At 60.7% G+C, this 24,033-nt stretch carries 20 protein-coding genes; 12 read left to right on the forward strand and 8 right to left on the reverse strand.

Annotated features, from left to right (window positions below):
• Positions 1-126 precede the first annotated feature (126 nt).
• Both arfB and V7Q10_RS02190 read left to right on the forward strand, forming a co-directional pair.
• The gene (arfB, locus tag V7Q10_RS02185; protein ID WP_333867441.1) at positions 127-549 is read left to right on the forward strand and encodes an alternative ribosome rescue aminoacyl-tRNA hydrolase ArfB; all 423 of its coding nucleotides are present in this window, start codon (positions 127-129) and stop codon (positions 547-549) included.
• On the forward strand, positions 546-1,478 hold the full coding sequence (locus tag V7Q10_RS02190; RefSeq protein WP_333867394.1) for a phosphotransferase enzyme family protein: 933 nt from the start codon (positions 546-548) through the stop codon (positions 1,476-1,478). Before arfB ends, V7Q10_RS02190 begins: the two co-directional genes overlap by 4 nt.
• Here the strand turns inward: V7Q10_RS02190 and pncB are convergent.
• The 3 genes from pncB to pncA form a co-directional block, all read right to left on the reverse strand.
• Positions 1,475-2,767, reverse strand: a complete 1,293-nt coding sequence (gene pncB, locus V7Q10_RS02195; protein WP_333867395.1) for a nicotinate phosphoribosyltransferase — start codon at positions 2,765-2,767, stop codon at positions 1,475-1,477. The genes V7Q10_RS02190 and pncB overlap by 4 nt on opposite strands.
• Before the next feature lie 34 nt (positions 2,768-2,801).
• Entirely contained in the window at positions 2,802-4,964 is a 2,163-nt protein-coding gene (locus V7Q10_RS02200; protein WP_333867442.1) for an ATP-binding protein, read from the reverse strand.
• Between the two features lie 145 nt (positions 4,965-5,109).
• Positions 5,110-5,718: a bifunctional nicotinamidase/pyrazinamidase gene (gene pncA, locus V7Q10_RS02205; RefSeq protein ID WP_333867396.1), complete on the reverse strand. Its 609-nt coding sequence runs from the start codon at positions 5,716-5,718 to the stop codon at positions 5,110-5,112.
• Positions 5,719-5,790: 72 nt separating this feature from the next.
• Between pncA and V7Q10_RS02210 the strand changes: the two genes are divergently transcribed.
• The 6 genes from V7Q10_RS02210 to V7Q10_RS02235 all read left to right on the forward strand — a co-directional run bounded on the left by V7Q10_RS02210 (position 5,791) and on the right by V7Q10_RS02235 (position 12,056).
• A complete protein-coding gene (locus tag V7Q10_RS02210) occupies positions 5,791-6,789 on the forward strand; it encodes a hypothetical protein (RefSeq protein ID WP_333867397.1) in 999 nt (332 codons plus the stop codon).
• 36 nt (positions 6,790-6,825) lie between these two features.
• Positions 6,826-7,746, forward strand: coding sequence for an oxygen-dependent tRNA uridine(34) hydroxylase TrhO (gene trhO / locus V7Q10_RS02215; protein ID WP_333867398.1), 921 nt, complete (start codon positions 6,826-6,828; stop codon positions 7,744-7,746).
• Between the two features lie 71 nt (positions 7,747-7,817).
• On the forward strand, positions 7,818-8,702 hold the full coding sequence (locus V7Q10_RS02220) for a 2-dehydro-3-deoxygalactonokinase (RefSeq protein WP_333867399.1): 885 nt from the start codon (positions 7,818-7,820) through the stop codon (positions 8,700-8,702).
• A gap of 11 nt (positions 8,703-8,713) precedes the next feature.
• Positions 8,714-9,316, forward strand: a complete 603-nt coding sequence (locus tag V7Q10_RS02225; protein WP_333867400.1) for a 2-dehydro-3-deoxy-6-phosphogalactonate aldolase — start codon at positions 8,714-8,716, stop codon at positions 9,314-9,316.
• Complete coding sequence (locus V7Q10_RS02230; RefSeq protein ID WP_333867401.1) at positions 9,313-10,155, forward strand: SMP-30/gluconolactonase/LRE family protein; 843 nt, start codon at positions 9,313-9,315, stop codon at positions 10,153-10,155. The genes V7Q10_RS02225 and V7Q10_RS02230 overlap by 4 nt, the downstream gene beginning before the upstream one ends.
• A complete protein-coding gene (locus V7Q10_RS02235) occupies positions 10,152-12,056 on the forward strand; it encodes a beta-galactosidase (protein ID WP_333867402.1) in 1,905 nt (634 codons plus the stop codon). Before V7Q10_RS02230 ends, V7Q10_RS02235 begins: the two co-directional genes overlap by 4 nt.
• Here the strand turns inward: V7Q10_RS02235 and V7Q10_RS02240 are convergent.
• Complete coding sequence (locus V7Q10_RS02240; RefSeq protein ID WP_333867403.1) at positions 12,048-13,649, reverse strand: alpha-glucosidase; 1,602 nt, start codon at positions 13,647-13,649, stop codon at positions 12,048-12,050. The two genes, V7Q10_RS02235 and V7Q10_RS02240, sit on opposite strands and share 9 nt — an antisense overlap.
• Before the next feature lie 138 nt (positions 13,650-13,787).
• On the opposite strand from V7Q10_RS02240, the gene V7Q10_RS02245 reads away from it, so the two are divergent.
• The 3 genes from V7Q10_RS02245 to V7Q10_RS02255 all read left to right on the forward strand — a co-directional run bounded on the left by V7Q10_RS02245 (position 13,788) and on the right by V7Q10_RS02255 (position 17,311).
• Positions 13,788-15,032, forward strand: a complete 1,245-nt coding sequence (locus tag V7Q10_RS02245) for an MFS transporter (protein ID WP_333867404.1) — start codon at positions 13,788-13,790, stop codon at positions 15,030-15,032.
• Positions 15,029-16,189: an MFS transporter gene (locus V7Q10_RS02250; RefSeq protein WP_333867405.1), complete on the forward strand. Its 1,161-nt coding sequence runs from the start codon at positions 15,029-15,031 to the stop codon at positions 16,187-16,189. Before V7Q10_RS02245 ends, V7Q10_RS02250 begins: the two co-directional genes overlap by 4 nt.
• A gap of 99 nt (positions 16,190-16,288) precedes the next feature.
• Complete coding sequence (locus tag V7Q10_RS02255) at positions 16,289-17,311, forward strand: aspartate-semialdehyde dehydrogenase (RefSeq protein ID WP_333867406.1); 1,023 nt, start codon at positions 16,289-16,291, stop codon at positions 17,309-17,311.
• Between the two features lie 38 nt (positions 17,312-17,349).
• On the opposite strand, the gene V7Q10_RS02260 is transcribed toward V7Q10_RS02255, so the two are convergent.
• Entirely contained in the window at positions 17,350-18,582 is a 1,233-nt protein-coding gene (locus V7Q10_RS02260) for an ATP-grasp domain-containing protein (RefSeq protein WP_333867407.1), read from the reverse strand.
• Positions 18,583-18,665: 83 nt separating this feature from the next.
• Positions 18,666-20,000, reverse strand: coding sequence for an aminotransferase family protein (locus V7Q10_RS02265; RefSeq protein WP_333867408.1), 1,335 nt, complete (start codon positions 19,998-20,000; stop codon positions 18,666-18,668).
• A 117-nt stretch (positions 20,001-20,117) separates the two neighbouring features.
• Between V7Q10_RS02265 and V7Q10_RS02270 the strand changes: the two genes are divergently transcribed.
• The gene (locus V7Q10_RS02270) at positions 20,118-21,731 is read left to right on the forward strand and encodes a DUF4139 domain-containing protein (RefSeq protein WP_333867409.1); all 1,614 of its coding nucleotides are present in this window, start codon (positions 20,118-20,120) and stop codon (positions 21,729-21,731) included.
• 25 nt (positions 21,732-21,756) lie between these two features.
• Here the strand turns inward: V7Q10_RS02270 and V7Q10_RS02275 are convergent, their stop codons facing one another.
• Positions 21,757-22,953 (reverse strand): winged helix-turn-helix domain-containing protein, encoded by a 1,197-nt coding sequence (locus V7Q10_RS02275; protein WP_333867410.1) that lies wholly within the window; start codon positions 22,951-22,953, stop codon positions 21,757-21,759.
• A 42-nt stretch (positions 22,954-22,995) separates the two neighbouring features.
• On the reverse strand, positions 22,996-24,024 hold the full coding sequence (locus V7Q10_RS02280; RefSeq protein ID WP_333867411.1) for a fatty acid desaturase: 1,029 nt from the start codon (positions 24,022-24,024) through the stop codon (positions 22,996-22,998).
• Positions 24,025-24,033 lie beyond the last annotated feature (9 nt).

A 24,033-nucleotide genomic window follows, 5' to 3' on the forward strand; every position in this document is an offset into this window, starting at 1 on the left:
TTCTAGCGAAACCACCAATGATTGGGCTTTGATACCTAACTGGCCCATCTCCTAAGATCTCGGAAAGGGTTGCCGCACTTGCTGGCAACCCTTTCTCTTTTCCGCAGCTGCCGCTACCCTGCCGCCATGCTGCGGATCAATGACACCATCGCCCTTCAAGATTGGGAGCTTTCGGAAAGCTTCATGCGCGCCTCTGGGCCGGGGGGGCAGAATGTCAATAAGGTCTCGACGGCCGTTGAATTGCGCTTTGAGGCCGAGCGTTGCCCCAGTTTGGCGGCCTCGGTGAAGGCGCGGCTGAAGAAACTTGCGGGCCGGCGCTGGACGCTGGAAGGCGCGATTGTGCTGCAAGTGGACGAGACCCGCAGCCAGTTGCGCAACCGCGAAATCGCCCGCGAGCGGCTGGTCGAGCTGATCCGCACCGCGCTGATCGCCCCCAAACGCCGCATTGCCACCAAGCCCACCTATGGCAGCCAGTTACGCCGTATGGCCGCAAAATCGCAGCGCGGCACCACCAAAGCCCTGCGCGGCAAACCTTTGGACGAAGAATGACCCTGACAGCTCTTGCCAGCGAAGCCGCTGCGCTGTGGCAAGGCCAGCCGCTGCGTCTGTTGCGCAATCGCGAAAATGCGGTGTTTGAAATTGCGATTCCTGCGGGGCGGGCGGCCTTGCGTCTGCACCGGATGGGCTATCAAGACCCCGCTGCGATTGCGTCCGAGCTGTGGTGGTGCGCCCAGATGGCGGCGCAGGGTGTTGCGGTTCCGGCAGCGCTGCCCGCATTTGATGGCCAGTTTTTGCAGCGCTTGTCGAATGGGCGGCATGCCTCGGTGATCACTTGGGTCGAGGGTGAGGCGCTGGGTGAGGCGGGGCAGGGCTTTGATCTGCCCTTGGCCAGTATTTTGCAGCGGCATCACGATCTGGGCCAGCTGTTGGGGCGGGTGCATCGCGTCACCGATAGCCTGCTGCTGCCGCCCGATTTCCAGCGCCCTGCTTGGGATGTGGCGGGTCTGGTGGGCGAGACGCCGTTCTGGGGCCGGTTTTGGGAGCATCCTTTGGCAAGCCCGCGTCAAACCGCACTGCTGCAAGAGGCGCGCGTTTTTTTGCTGGGCGGTCTGCAAAGCTACGCGGCAACGGGGAATAGCGGCCTGATTCATGCTGATGTGCTGCGCGAAAATGTTTTAGTGAACGGCAGTTCGCTTTCGCTGATCGACTTTGACGATTCCGGTTTTGGTCTGCGCCCCTATGATCTGGGCACGGTGCTTAGTCAGAACCTTTACGAGCCCGCCTATCCCGAGATCCGCGCCGCCTTGATCGAGGGCTATGCAGACCTTGCGATCACGCCGCAGCTGGCCGATCTGTTCACTTTGGCGCGGGTCTGCGCCTCGGTCGGTTGGGCGGCGCCAAGGTTGCCGCCCGACGATCCGGTGCACAAAAGCCACCTTGCCCGCGCCGAGATGCTGGCGCGCAGGCTGCTTGGCTAAACCTTTACCGCCTGTGCGGCCTGTTCGCCGACGCCAAAAACCCGCTTGTAGCGCGCGATTTCATCGGCGGGGCCCATCGCCTTATTCGGATTGTCAGACAGTTTGACGGTGGGCCGCCCATTGGCCGAAACCGCTTTGCACACAAGGCTAAAGGGTGCCAGCGAGCTGCCATCGGTCAACCCGCCGAAATCATTGGTCAGCATGGTGCCCCAGCCAAAAGACGCCTTCACCCGGCCCGCAAATTGGCGGTGCAGCTCGCTGATCTTGTCAACGTCCAGCCCATCCGAGAAAATCACCAGCTTTTCGCGTGGGTCTTCGCCGCGGTCTTGCCACCAGCGGATGGCTGCTTCGGCGCAGGTTGCAGGGTCGCCGCTGTCAACCCGAATGCCGGTCCAAGCGGCCAGCCAATCGGGCGCGCGCTGCAAAAAGCCTGCGGTGCCATAGGTATCGGGCAGGATGATGCGCAGATTGCCGTCGTGTTCGTCCTGCCAATCGGCCAGCACCTGATAGGGGGCTTGGGCCAAATCGGCGTCAGACTCTGCCAAGGCACTGTAAACCATTGGCAATTCATGCGCATTGGTGCCAATCGCCTCCAGCTCGCGCCGCATCGCGATCAGGCAGTTCGAGGTGCCGATGAACTTATCCTCCAGCCCCTCTTGCATCGCCTGCACCGCCCAATCTTGCCACAGAAACGAATGCCGCCGCCGGGTGCCGAAATCGGCGATCCGCAGCCCATCGATGGCGCGCAACTGCGTCACCTTTTCCCACAACCGCGTCATCGCGCGGGCGTAAAGCACCTGCAACTCGAAGCGGCCCTGCTGTTCCAAGACCGCGCGGCCGCGCATTTCCATCAGCACCGCCAACGCAGGAATTTCCCACAGCATGACCTCGTGCCATGCGCCCTCGAAGGTCAGCTCGTATTGGCCATCGCGCTTTTCCAGATGATAGTCGGGCAGGCGCATGTTTTCGAACCACTGCATGAAATCCGAGCGGAACATCTGCCGTTTGCCGTAAAACATATTGCCGCGCAGCCATGTGCTTTCGCCGCGTGTCAGCCGCAGCGACCGCACATGATCCAATTGTTCGCGCAATTCGCCTTCGTCAATCAGCTCGGCCAGACGGATCGTCTTGGTGCGATTGATCAGGCTAAAGGTGACGTTGGTGTCTGGTTTGTTGCGAAAAATAGACTGACACATCAACAGCTTATAGAAATCCGTGTCGATCAGAGAGCGGACGATCGGGTCGATCTTCCACTTGTGGTTCCAGACGCGCGTTGCGATGTCGACCATTTTGATGCTCCCTTTGCAGCCTCTCTACGGCATTCTAAGGGTAAAGGTCAAAACCATCTCGACGTTGCTGAGTTTGCTGAAGCAGGCTGTAAAGGTCGGCGCGCGCAAAGGGTTTGGTCATAACGCCGTCCATGCCAGCCTCAAGGCACAGCCGCGCCTCCTCGGCGGCGGCATAGGCGGTCAGCGCGACGATCGGACAGCGCGGCAAATCAGCTTCTGTCTCATAGGCGCGGATGGCGCGGGTGGCGATATCCCCCGTCATTTCGGGCATCGAGATGTCCATCAACACCAGATCTGGTGGCGAATCCCGATAGGCCGCAACCGCCAGCTTCCCATTGACCGCCTCGGTAATCGTGCTGACGCTGCGTTCCAGAAGTTTGCGGGTGATCAGCATATTGGTGTGATTGTCCTCGGCCACCAAGACATGCAGCGTGGTTTGCGGCGGCGCCTGTTGGGCCAGCACCTGACGCGACATAGGCCGATCTGCGCGCGGCAAATTCAGCGTCAAGGTGAACACCGATCCTTGGCCCAGAGTCGAGGTCACCGTGATATCACCACCCATCTGATTGGCCAGAATCCGCGAGATTGTCAGACCCAGACCCGTGCCGCCAAAGCGTTTGGTGATCGAGATTTCGGCTTGGGTAAAGCTTTCAAAAATCTGCTGTAATCTTTCGGCTGGAATCCCGATACCGGTATCTGCAACCTCGAGGGCGATCTGGTCCAGATCTCCGTTTTGGCGAGACTCGACTCGCAGATGAACCCCACCCGTTGCGGTAAATTTCAGGGCATTTCCAAGCAAATTTAGTAAAATTTGTCGCAGTCGCCCGGCATCTCCTAGCGATTGGCGCAGATTAGGCGCAAGCTTGGCCGAAAGGGTTAGCCCCTTTTTGCTGGCGGTTGGTTGCAGCAGATCCACCACCCCCGCGACACAAGCATTGACCGAAAACGGTTCACAAAGCAGATCAAGCTTGCCCGCCTGCAATTTCGACAAGTCCAGCACATCGTTGATAATCTCTAATAAGGCATGACCCGAATCGATTAACGTGGTGACATAGTGGCGTTGCTGTTCGGTCATGTCAGTCTCGGCCAAAAGGTCTGCCATGCCAATGACCCCATTCATCGGGGTGCGGATTTCATGGCTGATGGCGGCCAGAAACTGTGATTTCGCCAGCGCCGCAGCCTCGGCTGCAAGCCGCGCCTGCGCCAATACGATCGCTTGCGCCTTGGCCTCGGTGATATCGCGTTCAACCGTGATGAAAACCTCTGGCGTGCCGCTGCCTCCGGGTACGGGGCTAAGCGAAACCTCCATCCAGATCAGGCGGCCGTCGCGGGTTTTGTTTTGCAATTCAACCCGAACCGGAACCGCCTCGCGGTGGCCGCGGTCTAGTTCGGCAAGCGCTTCTGGGCTGGTGCCCTCAGTGTACAAAATCTCGCTTGGCAGATGGCCAACCGCCTCGTCAAAGCGAAAGCCGGTTATACGGGTGAAAGCGTCATTCACCCATTCGATACGCCCATCTGGCGCAGTGAAGATGACGGAATCATTGGCATATTTTGCAACCATCGCCAGCCGCTCGGCGATTTTTGCCTGCTCTTTTTCGCGCAGATGCGCCTCTTGCAGGGCTTGGTTTTTCTCAAGAATGGCCAACTCAAAGCGGCTGCGTTCGGCCTGACGTCTTTCGGTTGATTGAATGAAAAGCGTGGTCGCATAGGACAGAATTGCCGCCGTGATCACAAAAAACAGCTCATCTCGCAGCCCCTGCGTGCTGCGCTCTAACCCCTCACTGATCAGCAGGAGCAGACCTGTGCCCGCATAGATGGCCAGTCGAACAAAGGAGCCCAATTTGAAATAACTGAGAACCAAACCGGTGTTAAGCGCCGCCGACATCAGAAAACACAGTGCAAAAAAGCGGCCCGAGGCTTCTGGCACCGCGTTCCAACAAATCGCAACGCAGGCCGCCAGCGTTAGCCCCTGCACCCCGCCCGTAAGTGCCACCAGCCAGCGGATGCGCTGCGGAATGGGGCCCTGCACATAGCGTGTGGCAACCGCTTTTAGCACAAGCGTTTCAAAGCTTTCGCCCGCCAGCGCGATAACGGCGGTGATGGCGCCGATTTGGCCTGACACCAACAGCGCCAGCGTCGCCGAGCCAATCAGCGTCATGGTTTGACGCATCCAAAAGCTGCGCACCCGCCCGCGCACAAACCGCAAGAACAGGCCATCCGGGCTGTTTCGGGCTAAAAACCGTTGAATATCCAAAACTGGTCGCTTTTCTAAGGCTCGGGTTGTCACCTAAGCCTCAGCCTAGCGGCTATTTATTAACCACTGGTAAGTTTGCTGCCAAAGCTTACTCGATCCAGTTTACCCCAGCCTCAAGACAGGCCTGCTTGCGCGCGGCCAAAGATCCATTCAGGTCAATCGCGCGGCAGGCGCTGGCCAGAACTGTGACGTCAAAGCCCAAGGCCGCGGCATCCAGCGCGGAATAGGCAACGCAAAAATCGGTGGCAAGACCAACCAGCGTCAGCTTGGCGATGCCGCGCGCACGCAGATAACCTTCCAGTCCGGTCGGGGTTTTATGGTCATTTTCAAAAAACGCCGAATAGCTGTCGATGCCGCTGCGAAAGCCTTTGCGCAGGGTCAGCTGCGCGGGGTCGGTTTGCAGATCGGGGTGAAAGGCCGCGCCCACGCTGCCCTGCACGCAGTGGCGCGGCCAAAGCACTTGTGGGCCATAGGGCATCTCGATCAGGCCAAAGGCCTCAGCCCCCGCATGCATATCGGCAAAAGAGCTGTGATTGGCCGGATGCCAGTCTTGCGTCAGCACCACGCAGGCAAAATCAGGCATCAGCGCGTTGATCTGCGGGATGATCGCATCGCCCTCGGCCACGGCCAAAGCGCCATTGGGGCAGAAATCGTTCTGAACGTCGATCACGATCAGGGCTTCATCGGCTGCGCGCATGGCGATCTCCTTTAATCTTACACAGATATTGCGTAAGGGTCGCACTGCAGCGGGTCAACGGAAAGTGCAAGCATGAGCAAGGCTTTGGTCTTTGGGGCCTCGGGGCAGATGGCGCGGGCTTTGGTGCCTTTGCTGGCCGAACGCGGCTGGCAGGTGGATGCGGTCACCCGTGCGGGGCGCGATGTGCCGGATGCGCTGGCACCCTTGGCCCGCGCGGTGCCGATGGCGGCTTCGCGCGCGGCCACCATTCAGGCCGGCGGCGGCTATGACGCGGTGTTTGACCCGATGGCGATGGATGCCAGCGAGGCCGCAGATCTGCTGCAAGCCGCCAGCGATGTCGGGCAGTTTTGCGTGATCTCGACCGCTTCGGTCTATGCAGATGCGCAGGGCCGCAGCCTTGAATCCTCGGGCGAGACCGGATTTCCGCGTTTTCCGCGGCTGATCACTGAAGCGCAGATGACGGTGGCGGCAGGCGATGGCTATTCCTCGGGCAAGGTCGCGATGGAGCTGGCGCTGCTGCACAGCAAAACCACGATCCTGCGGGCGGGGGCGATTTACGGCATCGGCGCGCGCCACCCGCGCGAGTGGTGGTTTGTCAAACGCGCCTTGGATGGCCGCGCCCGCGTGCCCTTGGTCGATCAGGGCCGCAATGTGTTTCACACCAGCTCGGCTGCGGGCATCGCCTCGCTGGCGGCGTTTTGCTTTGAAGGCGGGCATTGTGGGCTGTTTAATGTGGCAGACCCGCAACCGCTGACCGTGGCGCAGATCGGCCATGCGGTGTTCGAGGCGATGGGCCACCAAGCCGACCTGATTTCCGCCGATGATCTGCCCGAGGCCGAGTGGCAGGTGGGCTATACCCCGTTCAGCTGCGAAAACCCGGTGCGGCTGTCTACCGCGCGGGCAAGGGGCTTGGGATGGGACGGCGGGCCAAGCTATGAAAGCCTGATGCCCGACTATACCGCTTGGCTTGCCAGCCGGTCGGCAACTTGGGAAATTGATTTCCCCGCCTTTGCGGCCTATGGCTATGACGCCTTCGACTATGCCGCCGAAGATGCCGCCTTTCTTCCGTAACTTGCCCCAAGCGCTGCTGCGCAGTAAAGATATGCCATGATCATCGTCGCCGCCCTTTATCACTTTACCCGCTTTGACGACCCCGACGCGTTGCGCCCGCCGTTGATGGCGCTTTGCGCGCAGCATGGCGTCAAGGGCTCGCTTTTGATGGCGCAAGAAGGGGTGAATGGCACCATCGCGGGCAGCCGCGACGGCGTTGACGCGGTGCTTTTGCATTTGCGCAGCCTGCCAGGCTGTGCGGCGCTAGAGCATAAGGAATCCTTTGCCGAAACGCCGCCCTTTAGCCGCATGAAGGTCAAGCTTAAGCGCGAGATCGTCACCATGGGCCAGCCCAATGTTGACCCAATCGCGCGCGTGGGGTCCTATGTTGCGCCCAGCGATTGGAACGATCTGATCAATCAGCCCGATGTGGTCTTGATCGACACCCGCAACGATTACGAGGTGGGCATCGGCACCTTTGAAGGCGCGGTTGATCCTGACATCCGAACCTTTCGCGAGTTTCCCAAATGGTGGGAAGACAACCGCGAGGCCTTTCGCGGCAAGCGGGTGGCGATGTTTTGCACCGGCGGCATTCGCTGCGAAAAATCCACCAACTTTTTGTTGGGGCAGGGGGTGAACGAGGTTTACCACCTGAAGGGCGGCATTCTGAAATATCTGGAAGAGGTGCCGGCCGAGGCGTCAAAATGGCAGGGCGAATGCTATGTCTTTGATGGCCGTGTTTCTGTGGGCCACGGGCTGGTGCCGGGCGATTACGACAGCTGCCACGCCTGCCGCAGACCAATCTCGGCGGCGGATAAGCAGCATCCGTCTTACGAGCGCGGCGCCTGCTGTCCGCACTGCGTTGGCGAATATTCGCAATCGGACCGTGACCGCTTTCGCGAGCGTCAGCGGCAGTTGGATCTGGCACGGGCGCGCGGCGAAAAGCGGTTTGCAGACGAAGACAGCGGCAGAGTTTAGCGCCAATCCGCTTGCGTTGCGCGCGAAACCATGGCCCCTTGGGCGGCAATAAGGCTGGAAGCTGCACTGTGATGAAACCGGATTGGATCGCTGTTGATTGGGGCACCTCGAACCTGCGGGCTTGGGCGATGGGGCCTGATGGCGTGCAGGCCGAGGCCAGCGCTGCGCTGGGCATGGGCCAGCTTGCCCCTGCCGATTTTGAACCTGCGCTGTTGGGCCTGATTGCGCCTTGGTTGGGCGCGGGGTCGATGCCGGTGATTGCCTGCGGCATGGTCGGCGCGCGGCAAGGCTGGCGAGAGGCCCCCTATCGCGCGGTGCCTTGCGCGCCGGTGGCCGCGGGGCAGCTGATTGCGGTGCCAACCCAAGACCCGCGTCTGCGTGTGCGTCTGGTTTCGGGGCTAAAGCAAACCGCGCCTGCCGATGTGATGCGCGGCGAAGAAACCCAGATTGCCGGGGCGCTGACACTGTTGCGTGATTTTGACGGTATCCTGTGCCTGCCTGGCACCCATAGCAAATGGGTGCATGTCTCGGCTGGCGAAGTGGTAAGTTTTCAAAGCTTTATGACCGGCGAGATTTTTGCGCTGCTGCGGCAACACTCGGTTCTGCGCCACGGTATCGCCGAAGGCTGGGACGATGCCGCCTTTGACGCAGCGCTGTCGCAAGCGCTGTCGCGGCCCGAAAAGATTGCCGCGCGGCTGTTCAGCCTGCGCGCCGAGGCTTTGCTGGAAAACCTGTCGCCAGAGCTTGCCTTTGCGCGGCTGTCTGGCCTGTTGATCGGCATCGAACTTGCGGCGGCCAAACCCTATTGGCTGGGCCAGCGGGTGGTTCTGATCGGCGCGTCCCAGCTTTGCAGCCCCTATGCCCGCGCGCTGGCCGCCCAAGGCTTGCAGCCTGAAACCCTTGATGCCACCGCTTGCACCCTCTCTGGTCTCGCGCTTGCGCGCGGCCTTTTGTAAAGGTCTGATCCATGTCCCGCCCTTTGATTGCCATTCTTCGCGGTATCACCACAGCCGAAGCCCTGCCGATTTGCGAGGCCCTGATTGATGCGGGCATCGACCGCATCGAGGTGCCGCTGAACTCGCCCGAACCTTTGGTGACGATTGCCGCCATGGCGCAGGCCTTTGGCGGCCACGCGCTGATCGGGGCGGGCACGGTGCTGACGCTGCAAAACGTCGCTGATGTCGCCACTGCCGGTGGCAAGCTGATCGTCTCGCCCAATTGCGACCCTGCGGTTATTGCCGCCACCAAGGCCGCGGGCCTGCAAAGCTGGCCGGGGGTGATGACGCCAACCGAATGTTTCGCGGCCCTGCAAGCGGGCGCGGATGGGCTGAAAATTTTTCCCGCCACGCTGATCGGCCCCGAGGGCGTCAAGGCGATCCGCGCCGTGCTGCCAAAAACCTGCGAGGTTTTTGCCGTCGGCGGTGCCGGGGCCAGCAACTTTGCCGAATGGATCAAGGCGGGCGCCACCGGCTTTGGCATTGGAACCGCGCTTTACACCCCCGGCCTGAGTGCAGCCGAGGTTGCCGCCCGCGCCCGCACAATCGTCGCAGCCTATGATGCAGCGCTATGATCTTTGATGCCCGCCCCTGTGATCTGGGCGAAGGCCCTTTGTGGCATCCGCTGCGCAAGCAGTTGTTTTGGTTTGATATTCTGAACCGCAAGCTGCTGTCCGTTGATGCAAACGGCCCGCGTGACTGGGGCTTTGCCCAGATGGTTTCGGCCGCAGGCTGGATCGACCATGACCGCTTGCTGATCGCAGGCGAAGACGGGCTGTCGCTGTTTGATATCGAAACCGGCGTGCTGACACCCTATCGCGCGGTCGAGGCTGACCGCCCAGACACAAGGTCAAACGATGGTCGCGCCGATCCTTTGGGCGGGTTTTGGTTTGGCACCATGGGCAAGCAAGCCCAGCCGGGGCAGGGCGCGATCTACCGCTATTATCGCGGCGAGGTCCGCCAGATTTACGCCGATCTGACGATTCCAAATGCGATCTGCTTTCCACCGCAGGGCGATTTTGCGCATTTCTGCGATACGGTGACCTCTTGTGTGATGAAGGTCGCGCTGGATGCCAATGGCTGGCCCAGTGCCGCGCCAAAGGTGTTTTTGGATCTTCGCGCCGAGGGGCTGCACCCAGACGGTGCGGTTGTCGATGCGGCGGGGGTGTTGTGGCTGGCGCAATGGGGCGCGGGGCGGGTGGCGGCCTATGGCCCCGATGGCCGCTTTTTGCGCGCGGTTGCGATCGGCGCGCCGCACAGCTCTTGCCCCGCCTTTGCCGGCGAGCGGCTGTTTTGCACCACCGCGCGCCAAGGCATGTCGCCAGATCAACTTGCCGCGCATCCCGACGCGGGCAAAGTTTTTTGCAGTGACAGCATAGCTTTAGGTCAAACCGAACATCAGGTCATATTATGAAACGAAGCCTTGGCGTCTGCTATTACCCCGAACATTGGCCCGAAGCACAATGGGCCGAAGACGCCGCGCGGATGGCGGCACTTGGGCTGACTTGGGTGCGGATCGGTGAATTTGCCTGGGGGCTGATGGAGCCTGTCGAGGGAAGCTATGATTGGGGCTGGCTGGACCGCGCGATTGAAACGCTGGGGGCTGCGGGGCTGAAGGTGGTGCTGGGCACGCCGACCGCGACGCCGCCGCGTTGGATGCTGAACAAATATCCCGATATGATCGCGCTGGACCGTGACGGCAAGCCGCGCGGCTTTGGCTCGCGCCGGCACTATTGCTTTAGCCACCGCCCCTATCGTGCTGAATGCGCGCGCATCGTCACCGCGATGGCGGAACGCTATGGCAAGAACCGCCATGTTGCGGCGTGGCAGACCGATAATGAATATGCCTGCCATGACACGGTGCTGTCGTATTCGCAGGCGGCCACGCAGGCCTTTCGTGACTGGTGCGCGCAGAAATACCAATCACCTCAGGCGCTTAACCGTGCTTGGGGCAATGTGTTCTGGTCGATGGATTATGCCAGCTTTGACGAGATTGCGCTGCCAAACCTGACCGTGACCGAAGCAAACCCCGCGCATGTGATGGCGCATCGCCGCTTTGCCAGCGATGAGGTCGTCAGCTTTAACCGCTTGCAGGTCGAGATTTTGCGCAAACATAGCACAGCGCCGATCAGCCATAACTACATGGGCCAGATCACCGATTTCGATCATTTTGATGTGGGCGCCGATCTGGATATTGCCGCTTGGGATGCCTATCCGCTGGGGTTTTTGTCCGACAGGCTGGCCGCGACGCCCGCGCATAAGCACCGCTTTGTGCGCCAAGGCGATCCTGATTTTCAGGCCTTTCACCACGACCTTTATCGCGCCGTTGGCCGTGGCCGCTGGTGGGTGATGGAGCAGCAGCCGGGCCCCGTGAACTGGGCGCCGTGGAACCCCGACCCCTTGCCCGGCATGGCGCGGCTTTGGGCTTGGGAGGCCTTTGCCCATGGTGCCGAGGCGGTGTGCTATTTCCGCTGGCGACAAGCGCCCTTTGCGCAAGAACAGATGCACGCGGGCATGTTGCGCCCCGATTCCGTCGCCGCCCCCGCCTATCACGAGGCCGGGCAGGTCGCCCAAGAACTGGCGCAGATGCCCGATGTCGGCACCGCCCGCGCCCAAGTGGGGCTGGTGTTTGACTATGCCTCGGCCTGGGCTTGGGAGACGCAGCCGCAGGGCCGCGATTACAGCTATTTCCGCCAAGTGTTTGAAACCTATCGGGGTTTGCGCAGGCTGGGGTTGAATGTTGATATTTTGCCGCCCGATACCGCCGATCTGTCGGCCTATCCGATTGTGCTGGCTCCGGGGGTCGCGACGATGTCGCAACCCTTGCTTGCGGCTTTGGCGGTGCATCAGGGCCAAAGCCTGATCGGCCCGCGCAGCAATTCCAAGACCGCAGATTTCGCGATTCCTTTGCCGCTGCCGCCCAATCTGCCGAATCTAAAGGCGACCGTGGCGCGGGTGGAAAGCCTGCCGCCAGATGTGCCAGTGCCGTTAACCCTTGGCGGCAATTTCCTGCATTGGCGCGAAAAGATCGAGACCTCGGCGCAGGTGCTGGAAACCACAACCGATGGCTGGCCGGCGCTGATTGCGGCGCGGGGATTGCAGTATTTGGCCGGTTGGCCCGATGAGGCCGCGCTGTCGCGGATCTTGCAGCAGCTGTGCCAAAAGGCGGGCATCGAAACCGATCCGCTGCCCGAGGGGCTGCGCCGCCGCGATACCGAAACGCATCAGTTCTTGTTCAATTACAATGCGGTAGAGGTCGAGTGGGGCGGCAAGATCATTCCTGCCGCCGGCGTTCTTTGGCAAAAGCTACCCTAAGACAGCGCTGCTTGCGCCGGTGAAGAAACCATAGGCATTCGGGCCAAGCTGGAGCTTGCCGTCCGAATGCACCACCCCCGCCGAGGGGCCAATGGCTGCGCCCAACCCCAAAGCGTTGATCTCCAGCGCAGTGGGCGAAAGGTTAAAGACGCAAAGCAGATCTTCGCCGCGCGCAAAGGCCAAGATTGGTTCGGGCAGATCAAAAAACCGCGTCGCGCCAAGGCGTAGCGCTTCGGTTTGCCGCCGAAACGCCAGCATCGCGCGATAGCTTTCCAGCACCGAGCCCGCAACGCCCGCCTGCGCTGCCACATTGCGCGCAAGCTGTGGCGCTTTCACCGGCAGCCAAGGCGTGCCGCTGGTAAATCCGCCCTGCGCCGAGCCGTCCCAAACCATCGGCGTGCGGGTGTTGTCGCGGCCGATGGGTTCGGGCCAAAAGGTGATGCCCTGCGGATCGGTCAGCTCGTCCAGCGTCAAAACGGTGTCGGTCTGGCCCAATTCCTCGCCCTGCCAAAGGCAGATCGAGCCTTGGAACGACAGCAGCAAGGCCCCGGCTTGGGCTGCCAAGGCGTCTTGGCTGATACCATATTTCACCCAACGCGAGGTTTGCCGCACCACATCATGGTTTGAAAACGCCCACATCGGCCAGCCATTCGGCGCGCCGGTGAAGAACTCTTCGATCTTGCGGCGGAACAGCCCTGCCGAATAGTCGCTGCCAAACATCTCGAAGGAATAGCACTGATGCAGCCGCCCCGGCGCGGTATATTGCCCCATGATCTGAATGCCGTGATGCGATTCCCCGACCTCGCCCACCGAGGTGCGATCGTCATAGCTGTCAAGCACGGCGCGGATGCGTTCCAGCCACAGCAGGTTCTCGGGTTGGTTCTTGGAAAACAGGTGATACTGCATTTCGTAGGGGTTGCCGGGGGCTTCGGATTTGTTGCGGAAATCGGCGGGATCGTCGCGCAGCATGCCGTCTTTGTAGAAAAAGTTCACGGTATCAAAGCGAAAGCCATCGACGCCGCGATCCAACCAAAACCGCAGCACGCTTTCCATATAGTCAAGCACCGCCGGATTGCGAAAGTTGAACTCGGGCTGCTGGGCTAAAAAGCTGTGCATGTAATATTGCTTGCGCCGCGCATCCCATTGCCAAGCCGGGCCGCCAAAGATCGACAGCCAGTTGTTAGGCGGCGTGCCGTCATGGCGTGGATCGGCCCAGATATACCAATCGGCCTTGTCGTTGCTGCGATCTTTGCGGCTTTGTTCAAAGAAGGGGTGCTTGTCGGACGAATGATTCATCACCTGATCAATGATCACCTTCAGCCCCAAGCCATGCGCACGGGCGATCAGCGCGTCGAAATCGGCCAAAGTGCCAAAGACCGGATCGACATCGGTGTAATCGGCAACATCATAGCCCATATCCAACATCGGCGAGGTAAAGAACGGCGAAAGCCAAATCGCATCGCAGCCCAAGGCCGCGATATGGTCAAGCCTGCGGGTGATGCCCGCCAAATCGCCGACGCCATCGCCGTTGTCATCCTGAAACGAGCGGGGATAAATCTGATAGGTCACCGACCCGCGCCACCATTCTGTCATCGCCTGCTCCCTAGCTGTTTTCGCGAATTTAAAGCGCTTTGGGCGCGCTGCAAAGGGGCTTCGTTTGTAACAGACACAATTTAGCGCTTTGTGCGGGTCAAGGCTTCCGCTAACCCTGTCGCGTTGCAGGAGCTTGCCATGACATCCACCCAAAAAGTCGCGATTTTCACCCCGGTTTTGATCGCCGGCTGTGTGATCTTGATGTTCAACTTTGCCATTCGTGCAAGCTTTGGGGTGTTTCAGATCCCGATTGCGACCGAGTTTAACTGGGCCCGCTCGGATTTCTCGCTTGCGATTGCGATTCAGAACCTTGCTTGGGGCTTTGGTCAGCCGATTTTTGGCGCGATTGCCGAGCGGTTGGGGGACCGCCGCGCGATTGTTGCGGGGGCGTTTTTGTATGCATCTGGTCTGGCGCTGACGGCTTTTGCCCATACGCCGGCGCAGATGCAGCTGTTGGAAATCTTGGTTGGCTTTGGCATCGCGGGCACCGGGTTTGGGGTTATTCTGGCCATTGTCGGGCGTGCGGCCAGTGCCGAGAACCGCAGTCTTGCGCTGGGCATTGCCACGGCGGCGGGCTCTGCGGGCCAAGTGTTCGGCGCGCCTGTGGCCGAGGGGCTGCTGGCGGTTTACCCGTGGCAAACCACCTTTTTGATCTTTGCGGTAGTGATTATTGCCGCCCTCGCCGCCCTGCCGTTTCTGCGCAGCCCAAGCGTGGCCAGCAAACAAGAGCTTGAGGAATCGCTGGGCACCGTGCTGAAGCGCGCCTTCAAAGACCCGTCTTACACGATGATTTTTCTGGGCTTTTTCTCTTGCGGCTATCAGCTTGCGTTTCTGACCGCGCATTTTCCTGCCTTTGTGACGGAAAAATGCGGCCCGATTTCGGCCAATGGCTTGCTTGCGGGGATTGGCATCACCTCGACCTCGGCGCTGGGGGCGATTGCGATTTCGGTGATTGGTTTGGCCAATATCGGCGGCAGCATTTACGCGGGCTGGCTGGGCAAGCGCTATTCCAAGAAATACCTGCTGGCGGGGATTTATGCTGCGCGCACGGTGATTGCCGCCACCTTTATTCTGCTGCCGATGACGCCCTTTACCGTGCTGGCGTTTTCGCTGAGCATGGGGGCTTTGTGGCTGGCGACGGTGCCGCTGACCTCGGGTCTGGTCGCGCATATCTACGGGCTGCGCTATATGGGCACGCTTTATGGCTTTGTGTTTCTAAGCCACCAGATCGGCAGCTTTTTCGGGGTTTGGCTGGGGGGTAAGCTTTATGATCTGACCGGCGGCTATACCACGGTTTGGTGGATCGGCGTTGGCGTCGGCGCGTTTTCGGCGCTGGTGCATCTGCCGATCCGCGAAAAGCCGCTGATGGGGCAAGCCGCATGAAGGCCGGATTGATTGCCCTGATCGCAGGCTATGTCTTAAGCCAATTCTACCGCGCCTTTTTGGCGGTGCTCAGCCCGGTTTTGGCCAGCGATCTGGGGGCCACGCCCGAGATTTTGGCGACGGCTTCGGGCTATTGGTTCTTGGCCTTTGCGCTGATGCAGCTGCCGGTGGGGGCCGCGCTGGACCGGATTGGGCCAAGGCTTACCACCTCGGGCCTTTTGGCGGTGGGGGCGGTGGGGGCGGCGATTTTTGCCTCGGCGACCGGGCCAAATGCGATTGTCTATGCGATGGTGCTGATCGGGGCGGGCTGTGCGCCAGTGCTGATGGCGGCCTATTTCCTGTTTGCACGGCTTTACCCGCCAAGCGCTTTTGGCACTTTGGCGGGGATGGTGATTGGCATCGGCTCGCTGGGCAATATCGCGGCCTCGTTGCCTTTGTCGGCGGCGGTCGATCTGTTGGGCTGGCGCGGCACGATCTGGGTCTTGGCGGCGCTGACCCTGCTGACCGCCCTTGCCGTGCTGATCTTTGTGCGCGACCCTGCGCGCAGCCAAACCGGGCACAAAGGTTCGGTGTTGGATCTGTTGCGAATGCCAGCACTTTGGCCGATTTTTCTGATGATGGCGGCCTGCTATGCGCCGGCTGCGGGTCTGCGCGGGCTTTGGGCGGGGCCCTATCTGAGCGATGTCTTCGACGCAGATCGCGCAGAGATTGGGCGGGTGACTTTGGTGATGGGCTTGGCGATGGTTGCGGGCAATTTCGCCTATGGCCCGCTTGAGCGGATCTTTGGCACCCGTAAGGGGCTGATTTTTGGCGGAAATGCCATTGTCTTGGCCTGTTTGCTGACCATTGCCGCCTTTCCTGAAACCCAGCCGATGCTGCTTTTGCCCGCGATTGGGCTGTTTGGCGCCTCGTTTCCGATGGTCATGGCGCATGGGCGGGCGTTTTTACCGGCGCATCTGACCGGGCGGGGCGTGACGCTGATTAACCTCTTTGGCATCGGCACCACGGGGGTGATGCAATATGCGACCGGGCATCTGCACGCCGCCCTGACCCCTGCGCCGCCGAATGTGCCCTATATCGGCATCATGCTGGCCTATGCGGGCCTTGTTGCTTTGGGTCTGACCGCCTATCTGTGGTCAAAGGATCGCACCGACTGATTGCGGGCGGTGGCGCGCCGAATCCGCTTTCCACGGGCTGCGCCTTGCGCTAACAGCGCCTCGTCTTTGATGGTCAAAGACAATTATAGGAGAACCCCGATGGGCTATAAGGTCGTCGTCGCGGGTGCCACGGGTAACGTGGGCCGCGAAATGCTGAATATCCTCGCCGAGCGCGAGTTCCCAGTTGATGAAATCGTCGCTTTGGCGTCACGAAAATCGCTGGGCACTGAGATCAGCTTTGGCGATAAGACCCTGAAGACCAAGGATCTTGACACCTTTGATTTCACCGGCTGGGACATTGCTTTGTTCGCCGTGGGGTCGGATGCCACCAAGATTTACGCCCCCAAGGCTGCGGCTGCGGGCTGCGTTGTCATCGATAACTCGTCGCTTTACCGCTATGACGCCGATGTGCCTTTGATCGTGCCAGAGGTGAATGCCGATGCGATCTACGGTTATACCAAGAAAATGATCATCGCCAACCCCAACTGCTCGACCGCGCAGATGGTTGTGGCGCTGAAGCCGCTGCATGACCGCGCCCGCATCAAGCGCGTTGTCGTCTCGACCTATCAGTCGGTTTCGGGCGCTGGCAAAGAGGGTATCGACGAGCTTTGGGATCAGACCAAGTCGATCTACAACCCGACCGACAGCAAGCCACCGGTCAAGTTTACCAAGCAAATCGCCTTCAACGTGATTCCGCATATCGACGTGTTCTTGGACGATGGTTCGACCAAAGAAGAATGGAAGATGGTCGCCGAGACCAAAAAGATCTTGGACAAGTCGATCAAGATCACTGCGACCTGCGTGCGGGTTCCGGTGTTTGTCGGCCATTCGGAATCGATCAATATCGAGTTTGAAGAGTTCCTGGATGAACACGAGGCCCGCGACATTCTGCGCGAAGCCCCCGGCATCATGGTGATCGATAAGCGCGAAAACGGCGGCTACATCACGCCGATCGAATGCGTTGGCGATTATGCCACCTATATCAGCCGCATCCGTCAGGACAGCACGATTGATAACGGCATCAACCTGTGGTGCGTCTCTGACAACCTGCGCAAGGGCGCTGCGCTGAACGCGGTGCAAATCGCCGAAGTGCTGGGCCAGCGCTGCCTGAAAAAAGGCTGAACTGTCAAAAACCCCGCCCGAACCGGCGGGGTTTTTTCTTAGCGGCAGGCCGCGGTGACCGCTTGTAGAAACCCCGCAAACAGCTTTTGCATCGCGGGTTTTTTATAGGGGAAGATGGTTTCGTCATCCATGTCGTGCACGATCATCGCTACATCCACCTCGAAAATCAAAAGTCTGCCATCGGGCAGTTCGGCGCAATCAATGCCGAAATAATCAAGGCCAAAGATCCGGTGCAGCGCAGCAAAGGCCTCTGCGTGGCGCTGGGCAAAGTCTTGGTCGAAATGCGCCATCCAATCGGCCTCTGCCGATCGGCGGTCTGGATTTGCCGCCATATCGGCGTTCAGGTAATGCACCATCCAGTTTTGCGACCGCGCCAGATGGCTTGCAAAAGGTTTGCCGCAAACCTGTACCACGCGCGCCTTGCTGTAAAATCCATCCGCACCGCGATAATCGACAAAGGGGGCGAGATAGACTTCGGCATCGTCAGAGTGGCGTAGCCACGCCGCCAAAGCGCTAAGGGTGTCGATCTTGCACAGACCTGCGCCTGCATGGCTGCCAATCGGGCGCAGCAGCAGTGGAAACTTCAAAGCCGCGCGGTCTTCGCCCATCACCTGCGCCACCAGATCACGCTGCGACATCCGCAGCGTTGGCGGTGCATAGATCGAAGCTTCCGCCGCCAGAACCGCGCTGACAGAATCGCGGCTTAGGCTGGCAATCACCTCGGTTGCGTTGTTGAAAATTGGGCCGCCCCAATTCTTTAACAGCTGGCCCAGTTTCTGCAAAATCATCGCGTTTTCGGGGCTTTCACCAATGGCGACAAAGGCCAGGTCATGAGGCGGAAGATCATGCAACGCAAAAAGATTGGCATCGACAAAGTGCAAGATCAGCACTGCATCTGACCCGCGCAGCAGAAAATCCAACGGCGTATTGGCCATGAAGTCGCCCGCAGTAACAAAGGCCAGAATCCGCGGCCCCAGACCGCTGCCATGCAGGATCTGAAAGCTGCGGCTGATCTGCAAAGCATGGGCCTGCATCACCGCCCCCTCGGCCGCCAGCGCGCCGCCTTGCAGATGCAATACGGTCGAAAGATCAAGTAGCGCGCCCGCATCCACCATGGGGCCAGTGACCTGCGACACCAAATCGGCGGTCAGCTGCGTCAGGTTTTCGCCCGCATAGGCGCGATGCACAATCTCGGCATAACCCATCGAGGTGGGAATATTATCGCGCCACTGCGGCGGATCGGGGCAGAGGGCGGGCTGGGTCAGGCGCATCGCATTCCTTTGCAATTCCAGTCTGGCTTTTGCAAAGCTTTAGCGCTGATTCCTAAAGATTCCGTTCCCTGTGCCCCTTTTCCTTATGCCAAACCTTCGGCCCGCAGCACCTGTTTGATCGAGGTTGCGGCCTTGTCGATGATCTCGTCCAGCTCGGCCTGGGTGGCATTATAGGGCGGGGCAAGGATCACGATATCGCCGTTGGTGCCATCGACATTGCCGCCCACCGGATAGCAGATCAGCCCATTTGCCATCGCTTGCGCGCGCACCTTCATGAACAGCTTGCGCTCGGCGGGGAAGGGGGTCTTGGTGACAGGGTCGGCAACCAGTTCGGCGGCGATGAAATGGCCACGGCCGCGAATATCGCCCACCGCCTCGACCCCCGCCAAAGCGGTGGCCCAATCGGCCATCAGCTGCGGCCCCTGTGCGGTGACCCGCGCCAAAAGCCCTTCACGCGCGACGATCCGCTGCACGGCGACGCCTGCCGCACAGGCTGCGGTATGGCCGGTAAAGGTGTGTCCGGTGCCAAAGGCGCCATCGACGGCGCAAATGGCCTGCCACACCTTGGTGGTGCAAATCGCAGCCCCCAGCGGCATATAGCCCGCCGCCAGACCCTTGGCGACCGACATCAGATCGGGTTCAACGCCATCATGCGCCAGCGCCCGCCATGGGCCGGTGCGGCCCGCGCCACACATCACCTCGTCTGCAATCATCAAGACGCCGTGACGGTCGCAGACCGCGCGCACCAGCGCTGCATAGCCTTCTGGTGCAGGCACACAGCCTCCCGCCGCCCCAACCACGGGTTCAAAGATAAAGGCGGCAATCGTCTCTGGCCCAGCGGCAAGAATGGCGGCCTCAAGCTCGGCTGCGCCGCGTTCGGCCAATGTGCCTTGGCCTGCAATCGGGCGATAGTCATTGGCGGGCGAGAGTTTGATCGAGGGGATAAAGGCCCCCTCATAGGCGCGGGTGCGCTCTTCAAAGCCCGAAACCCCCAGCGCACCCAGCGTGTTGCCATGCCAAGACCGCTGCCGCGAGATGAACCTGCGCCGCGATTTCTGCCCAATCGCGGTTTGATACTGCAAGGCGATCTTCAGACAGCTTTCCACTGCCTCTGAGCCTCCGGTGACATAGACCATCTCGCGCAGCGTGCCGCCACAATGGCTGCGGATGATCTCGGTCAATTCCTCTAGCGCATCGGTGGTGAAGTTATAGCGATAGCCATGCGCAATCGCGCCCATCTGCGCCATGACCGCCGCGTTGACCTCTTCATTGGCATGGCCCAGACAATAGACCGCTGGCCCGCCCGAGCCGTCAATATACTGCCGCCCCTCGGCATCCCAAAGATAGCTGCCCTTTGCGCGCACCACCTTGGGCAGGGCTGCGGTCGATTTCAAATTCGAAGGTGTCGGGCTGTTCATGTCGGTCTTCCTTTTCGCGGCAGCTTAGGCCGCGCGCTTCTTCGCCTGCAAGCCCGCAGATTGCTTGTCAAAGGCCCCGGGGCGCAACTAGGTTTGCGGTATAGTCAGGAGGCTTTTATGCACCGCATTGTGACGCTTGCGCTTTTACTGCCCTGCCCCGCTTTGGCCGATACCATCCTTGCCAAAAGCCAGATCACGGCTGTCACGCTTTACCCCCAAGGCGCGCAAGTGACGCGCGTGGTCAGCTTTAACGCTCCGGCGGGGACGCATGATCTTTTGATCACCGATCTGCCCGCGGGCACCGAGCCTAACCTGATCCGGCTGACCTCGCCCGATCTGGCGCTGGGGGCCTTTGCGCTGCGAACCGACCGTCTGCCGCCGCGATCAGATGCAAAGACGCCAGAGCTTTTGGCCGCCACAGCGGATGTGACGGCTGCCAAGGCAGCTTTGCGCGACGCGCAAGCCGCCGTTGCAGCCATCAACGCCCGTGTCGAGGCCGCACAAGCGCAGCTGGCCTTTCTTGCAGCGCTGCGGCCGGAAGGGGCGGCGCTGACGGTCGAAAGCCTGACAGCGCTGACGCAAACTGTGGGCGCGCAGACCCTTGCCGCGCGGCAAGCGGCCCTTGCCGCCGCCGCCGATCTGCCGCCCGCACAAACCGCAGCAGAGGCCGCGCAACAGCTGCTAGACGCCGCAATCGCAGCCCGTGCAGCGCTGTCACAGCGTGACAGCGATTACACCGCGCTTTCGGTCGCCATCGACGCGCCTGCGGCGGGCGAGGCGCATTTGACCGTCAGCCATTTCATCCAAAACGCAACTTGGTCGCCGGTCTATGACATGACGCTGGACCGCAAAGCCGCAAGCCTGCGAATAGATCGCGGCGTATTGGTCAGCCAATATTCCGGCGAAGATTGGGCGGGCGTTGATCTGACCCTGTCCACCGCGCAACCTTCGGCGCAGTCGGACCCCTCGACGCTTTGGCCCGATCTGCGACAGGTGTTTGATCCTGCAACCGACGCGCCGCCGGTTTATGCGACCCGCAGCGAAGCCATGGTTGCCGATGCCGCCCCGATGCCAAAGCAGGTTGGCATGACGCTGACCGCTGTGCCGATGCTTCAGGGCGAAACCGTGGTCTATCATTACCCCAGCGCGGTTGCAGTGGCCTCGGGCGTTGAAAACCTGCGCCTTGCCTTGGACAGCCTGACGATGACGCCTGACATCGAGGCGCGCGCCGTGCCTTCGCGCGACCGCAGCGCGTTTTTGCTGGCGACATTGACCAACGACAGCCCCGAGATTTTGCTGCCCGGCACCGCCTCGCTTTATCGTGACAGCGCGTTGGTGGGGTCGGTGCAATTTGCCGGTCTGGCCGCGGGGGCCAAGGCCGAGATCGGCTTTGGCGCGATTGAAGGGCTGCGGCTGAAACGCTCGATGCCAGAGCGCAGCACGGGGGATCGCGGCTTTATTTCGACCTCGACGCAGCAGCAAGAAACCGCAGTGCTGACGGTGGAAAACCTGACGTCCGAGGCTTGGCCGCTGCGGGTGTTGGACCAAATTCCCTATTCTGAACAAGAGGATCTGAAGATCAGCTTTACCGCCGATCCTGCGCCAAGCGAGACCGATTTTGACGGAAAGCGTGGCATTCTGTCGTGGCAGTTTGACTTGGCTGCTGGTGTGAGACAGCAGATCACCCTGTCACAAAAGCTGACATGGCCCGAGGGCAAGGTTTTGCAATAGGTCTGCAAAACCGGGCTGCGCGGGCCTAGCCCTCGCGCAGCCAACCCGGCTGATAGTCGACCCGATCACAGCCCGAAAACGCCGCCCAGCGCTGCAGCTCGGCTTCAAGTTTCCGCAGCCGGCCTGCGCCAAATTTCACGCCGCCCTCGGGCCAAAGCGCCTTGATCCGCAGGGTGTTTTCAGCCCGAAACGCCTTGACGTCGATGCGGCCAACCAGCCTGTCGGCTTCCAGAATGGGAAAGACATAATAGCCGTAGATCCGCTTTGGCTCTGGCACGAAAACCTCGATGCGGTAGTGAAAGCCGAACAGAAACTCGGCCCGATCGCGGTCGCGCAGCGCCGGATCAAAGGGCGAAAGCAGCCGTAGACGCTGGCTTGGCTCGGGCGCAAGGCTGGCATGGGCCAGCACATCGGGGCGCGCATAGCTGCGTTTGCGCGACAGATCTGCACCTTCGACCTCGATCTCGGTGATCTCGCCGCGCGCAAGGGCGGATTTCAGCCAAGCCTTCACCTCGTCAGGGCGCAGGCAGTGCCAATAGCCGCGCAGCTCTTTCGCATCGGCAAAGCCCAGATGATCCAGCGCAGACCCACAGGCCCAATCGACCATGGTGGCTTCGTCGGGGGTGTCCAAGCGATGCGCCTGCGGGATCACCCTTTCGGTCAGATCATAGACCTTCTGGAAGCCTTCGCGCCGGGTGATCGCCAATTGCCCAGTGCGCCACAGCCATTCCAGCGCGGTTTTGCTGGGGTGCCAATCCCACCAGCCACCTTTGCCGCGCGCCTCGCCTTGACCAACATCGGTCGAGGTTACCGGACCATCGCGGGCAATCCGATCTAGGATCGTGTCGAACTGCGCCTCATAGCCGTCGCGGAACCACGCCTTCCAAGAGCCGCGCAGCCGTTCGGCATCGCGGGCAAAGCGGTGCTGCCACAGCGGATGCAGCGCTATCGGGATGATCGAGGCGTCATGCGTCCAATGCTCCCACAGCTGGCGCTGGTCTTCCAGCAGCGGCTTTAGCGCCTCGGGCCGGTAAGTCTGCCGCCGGCTGAACAAGATCATGTGATGCGCGCGGGCCAGGGTGTTGATGCTGTCAACCTGCACAAAGCCCAGCTGCGAGATCAGATCGGCCAGCGCCTGACCAGAGCCCGCGCCAAGCGGAGGCTCTGCCAACAGATGGCGGTGCAGGAACAGCCTGCGGGCAAGGGCATTGGTCAGCAGCATCGCCAAAGGTTAGCAGCAGCAACCCCCGCCGCCAAGCGCGGCTTAGGCCAGATCGTAAAGCTTTTTCGCCTCGCGGAACGACAGCAGCTTTTGCAGCTTTTCGTCCCACAGATGCAGGTTCACCGACTTAAAGCTTTCCCAGACCGTCAGGCGCTGCGCCTCGGCCAAGGCGGCATTGTCGCGCAGCACTTCGGGCAGGCGGTAAAACGGGATGCGGCTGTACAGGTGATGCACATGGTGAATGCCGATATTCGCGCTCAGCCACCGCAGCGGCTGCGGCAGGATGTAGTGCGAAGACCCCTCAAGCGCTGCTTCATGCAGCTGCCAGTCTTCGGTCTTGGCCCAATGGGTTTCTTCAAACTGGTGCTGCACATAGAACAGCCAAACCCCAACCGTGCCCGCAATCACCGAGGTGGGCAGATAGATCAGCAGCACCGGCATAAAGCCACCCAGATAGATGATCAGCCCCAGAATGATCGCGATCATCGCGTTGGTGCCCATCGCACTTGTCCAATAGCGCCAGCCCGATTTCATCAGCCCCAGCGGCAAGCGGTTTTGCAAGATGAACAGATAGCTTGGCCCCAGCACAAACAGCACCAGCGGATGCCGATAAAGCCGATACATAAAGCGGCCAAAGCGGCTGCGGGCGCGGTATTCTTCGACCGTCAGGGTCAGCACATCGCCAATGCCGCGCTGATCAAGGTTGCCGTGGTGCGAATGGTGAATCGAATGGGTACGCCGCCAGACATCATAGGGGGTAAGCGTCAGCACGCCCAAACAGCGGCCGACCCAATCCTGAGCCTTGCGGCTGCTGAAATAAGACGCATGGCCGCAATCATGCTGGATGACAAAGATCCGCACCAGAAACAGCCCGTTCAGCGCCGCAATCGCAAAAGCAAGCCAGTAGCTGACCGACAAAGACGCCCAAGCCAGACCCCAAAGCAGGACAAAAGGCACCAAAGTGGCCACAAGTTCAAAAATGCTGCGGCTGGTCGAAGGCTCGCGATACTTCGCCAGAACCAAGACCCACTCTTTCGCAGAACGCTTTTGCGTATCGTCCGAAGCCGCCATCTTACTGCC

It is taken from the genome of Cypionkella sp. (genome assembly GCF_036782355.1).
Classification (GTDB): domain Bacteria; phylum Pseudomonadota; class Alphaproteobacteria; order Rhodobacterales; family Rhodobacteraceae; genus Cypionkella.

Excerpts from the sequence above, each read along its gene's own strand:
- arfB (WP_333867441.1), top strand. The coding sequence starts at position 127 with ATGCTGCGGATCAATGACACCATCGCCCTTCAAGATTGGGAGCTTTCG.
- V7Q10_RS02190 (WP_333867394.1), top strand. The coding sequence starts at position 546 with ATGACCCTGACAGCTCTTGCCAGCGAAGCCGCTGCGCTGTGGCAAGGC.
- pncB (WP_333867395.1), bottom strand. The coding sequence starts at position 2,767 with ATGGTCGACATCGCAACGCGCGTCTGGAACCACAAGTGGAAGATCGAC.
- pncA (WP_333867396.1), bottom strand. The coding sequence starts at position 5,718 with ATGCGCGCAGCCGATGAAGCCCTGATCGTGATCGACGTTCAGAACGAT.
- V7Q10_RS02210 (WP_333867397.1), top strand. The coding sequence starts at position 5,791 with ATGAGCAAGGCTTTGGTCTTTGGGGCCTCGGGGCAGATGGCGCGGGCT.
- trhO (WP_333867398.1), top strand. The coding sequence starts at position 6,826 with ATGATCATCGTCGCCGCCCTTTATCACTTTACCCGCTTTGACGACCCC.
- V7Q10_RS02220 (WP_333867399.1), top strand. The coding sequence starts at position 7,818 with ATGAAACCGGATTGGATCGCTGTTGATTGGGGCACCTCGAACCTGCGG.
- V7Q10_RS02225 (WP_333867400.1), top strand. The coding sequence starts at position 8,714 with ATGTCCCGCCCTTTGATTGCCATTCTTCGCGGTATCACCACAGCCGAA.
- V7Q10_RS02230 (WP_333867401.1), top strand. The coding sequence starts at position 9,313 with ATGATCTTTGATGCCCGCCCCTGTGATCTGGGCGAAGGCCCTTTGTGG.
- V7Q10_RS02235 (WP_333867402.1), top strand. The coding sequence starts at position 10,152 with ATGAAACGAAGCCTTGGCGTCTGCTATTACCCCGAACATTGGCCCGAA.
- V7Q10_RS02240 (WP_333867403.1), bottom strand. The coding sequence starts at position 13,649 with ATGACAGAATGGTGGCGCGGGTCGGTGACCTATCAGATTTATCCCCGC.
- V7Q10_RS02245 (WP_333867404.1), top strand. The coding sequence starts at position 13,788 with ATGACATCCACCCAAAAAGTCGCGATTTTCACCCCGGTTTTGATCGCC.
- V7Q10_RS02250 (WP_333867405.1), top strand. The coding sequence starts at position 15,029 with ATGAAGGCCGGATTGATTGCCCTGATCGCAGGCTATGTCTTAAGCCAA.
- V7Q10_RS02255 (WP_333867406.1), top strand. The coding sequence starts at position 16,289 with ATGGGCTATAAGGTCGTCGTCGCGGGTGCCACGGGTAACGTGGGCCGC.
- V7Q10_RS02260 (WP_333867407.1), bottom strand. The coding sequence starts at position 18,582 with ATGCGCCTGACCCAGCCCGCCCTCTGCCCCGATCCGCCGCAGTGGCGC.
- V7Q10_RS02265 (WP_333867408.1), bottom strand. The coding sequence starts at position 20,000 with ATGAACAGCCCGACACCTTCGAATTTGAAATCGACCGCAGCCCTGCCC.
- V7Q10_RS02270 (WP_333867409.1), top strand. The coding sequence starts at position 20,118 with ATGCACCGCATTGTGACGCTTGCGCTTTTACTGCCCTGCCCCGCTTTG.
- V7Q10_RS02275 (WP_333867410.1), bottom strand. The coding sequence starts at position 22,953 with ATGCTGCTGACCAATGCCCTTGCCCGCAGGCTGTTCCTGCACCGCCAT.
- V7Q10_RS02280 (WP_333867411.1), bottom strand. The coding sequence starts at position 24,024 with ATGGCGGCTTCGGACGATACGCAAAAGCGTTCTGCGAAAGAGTGGGTC.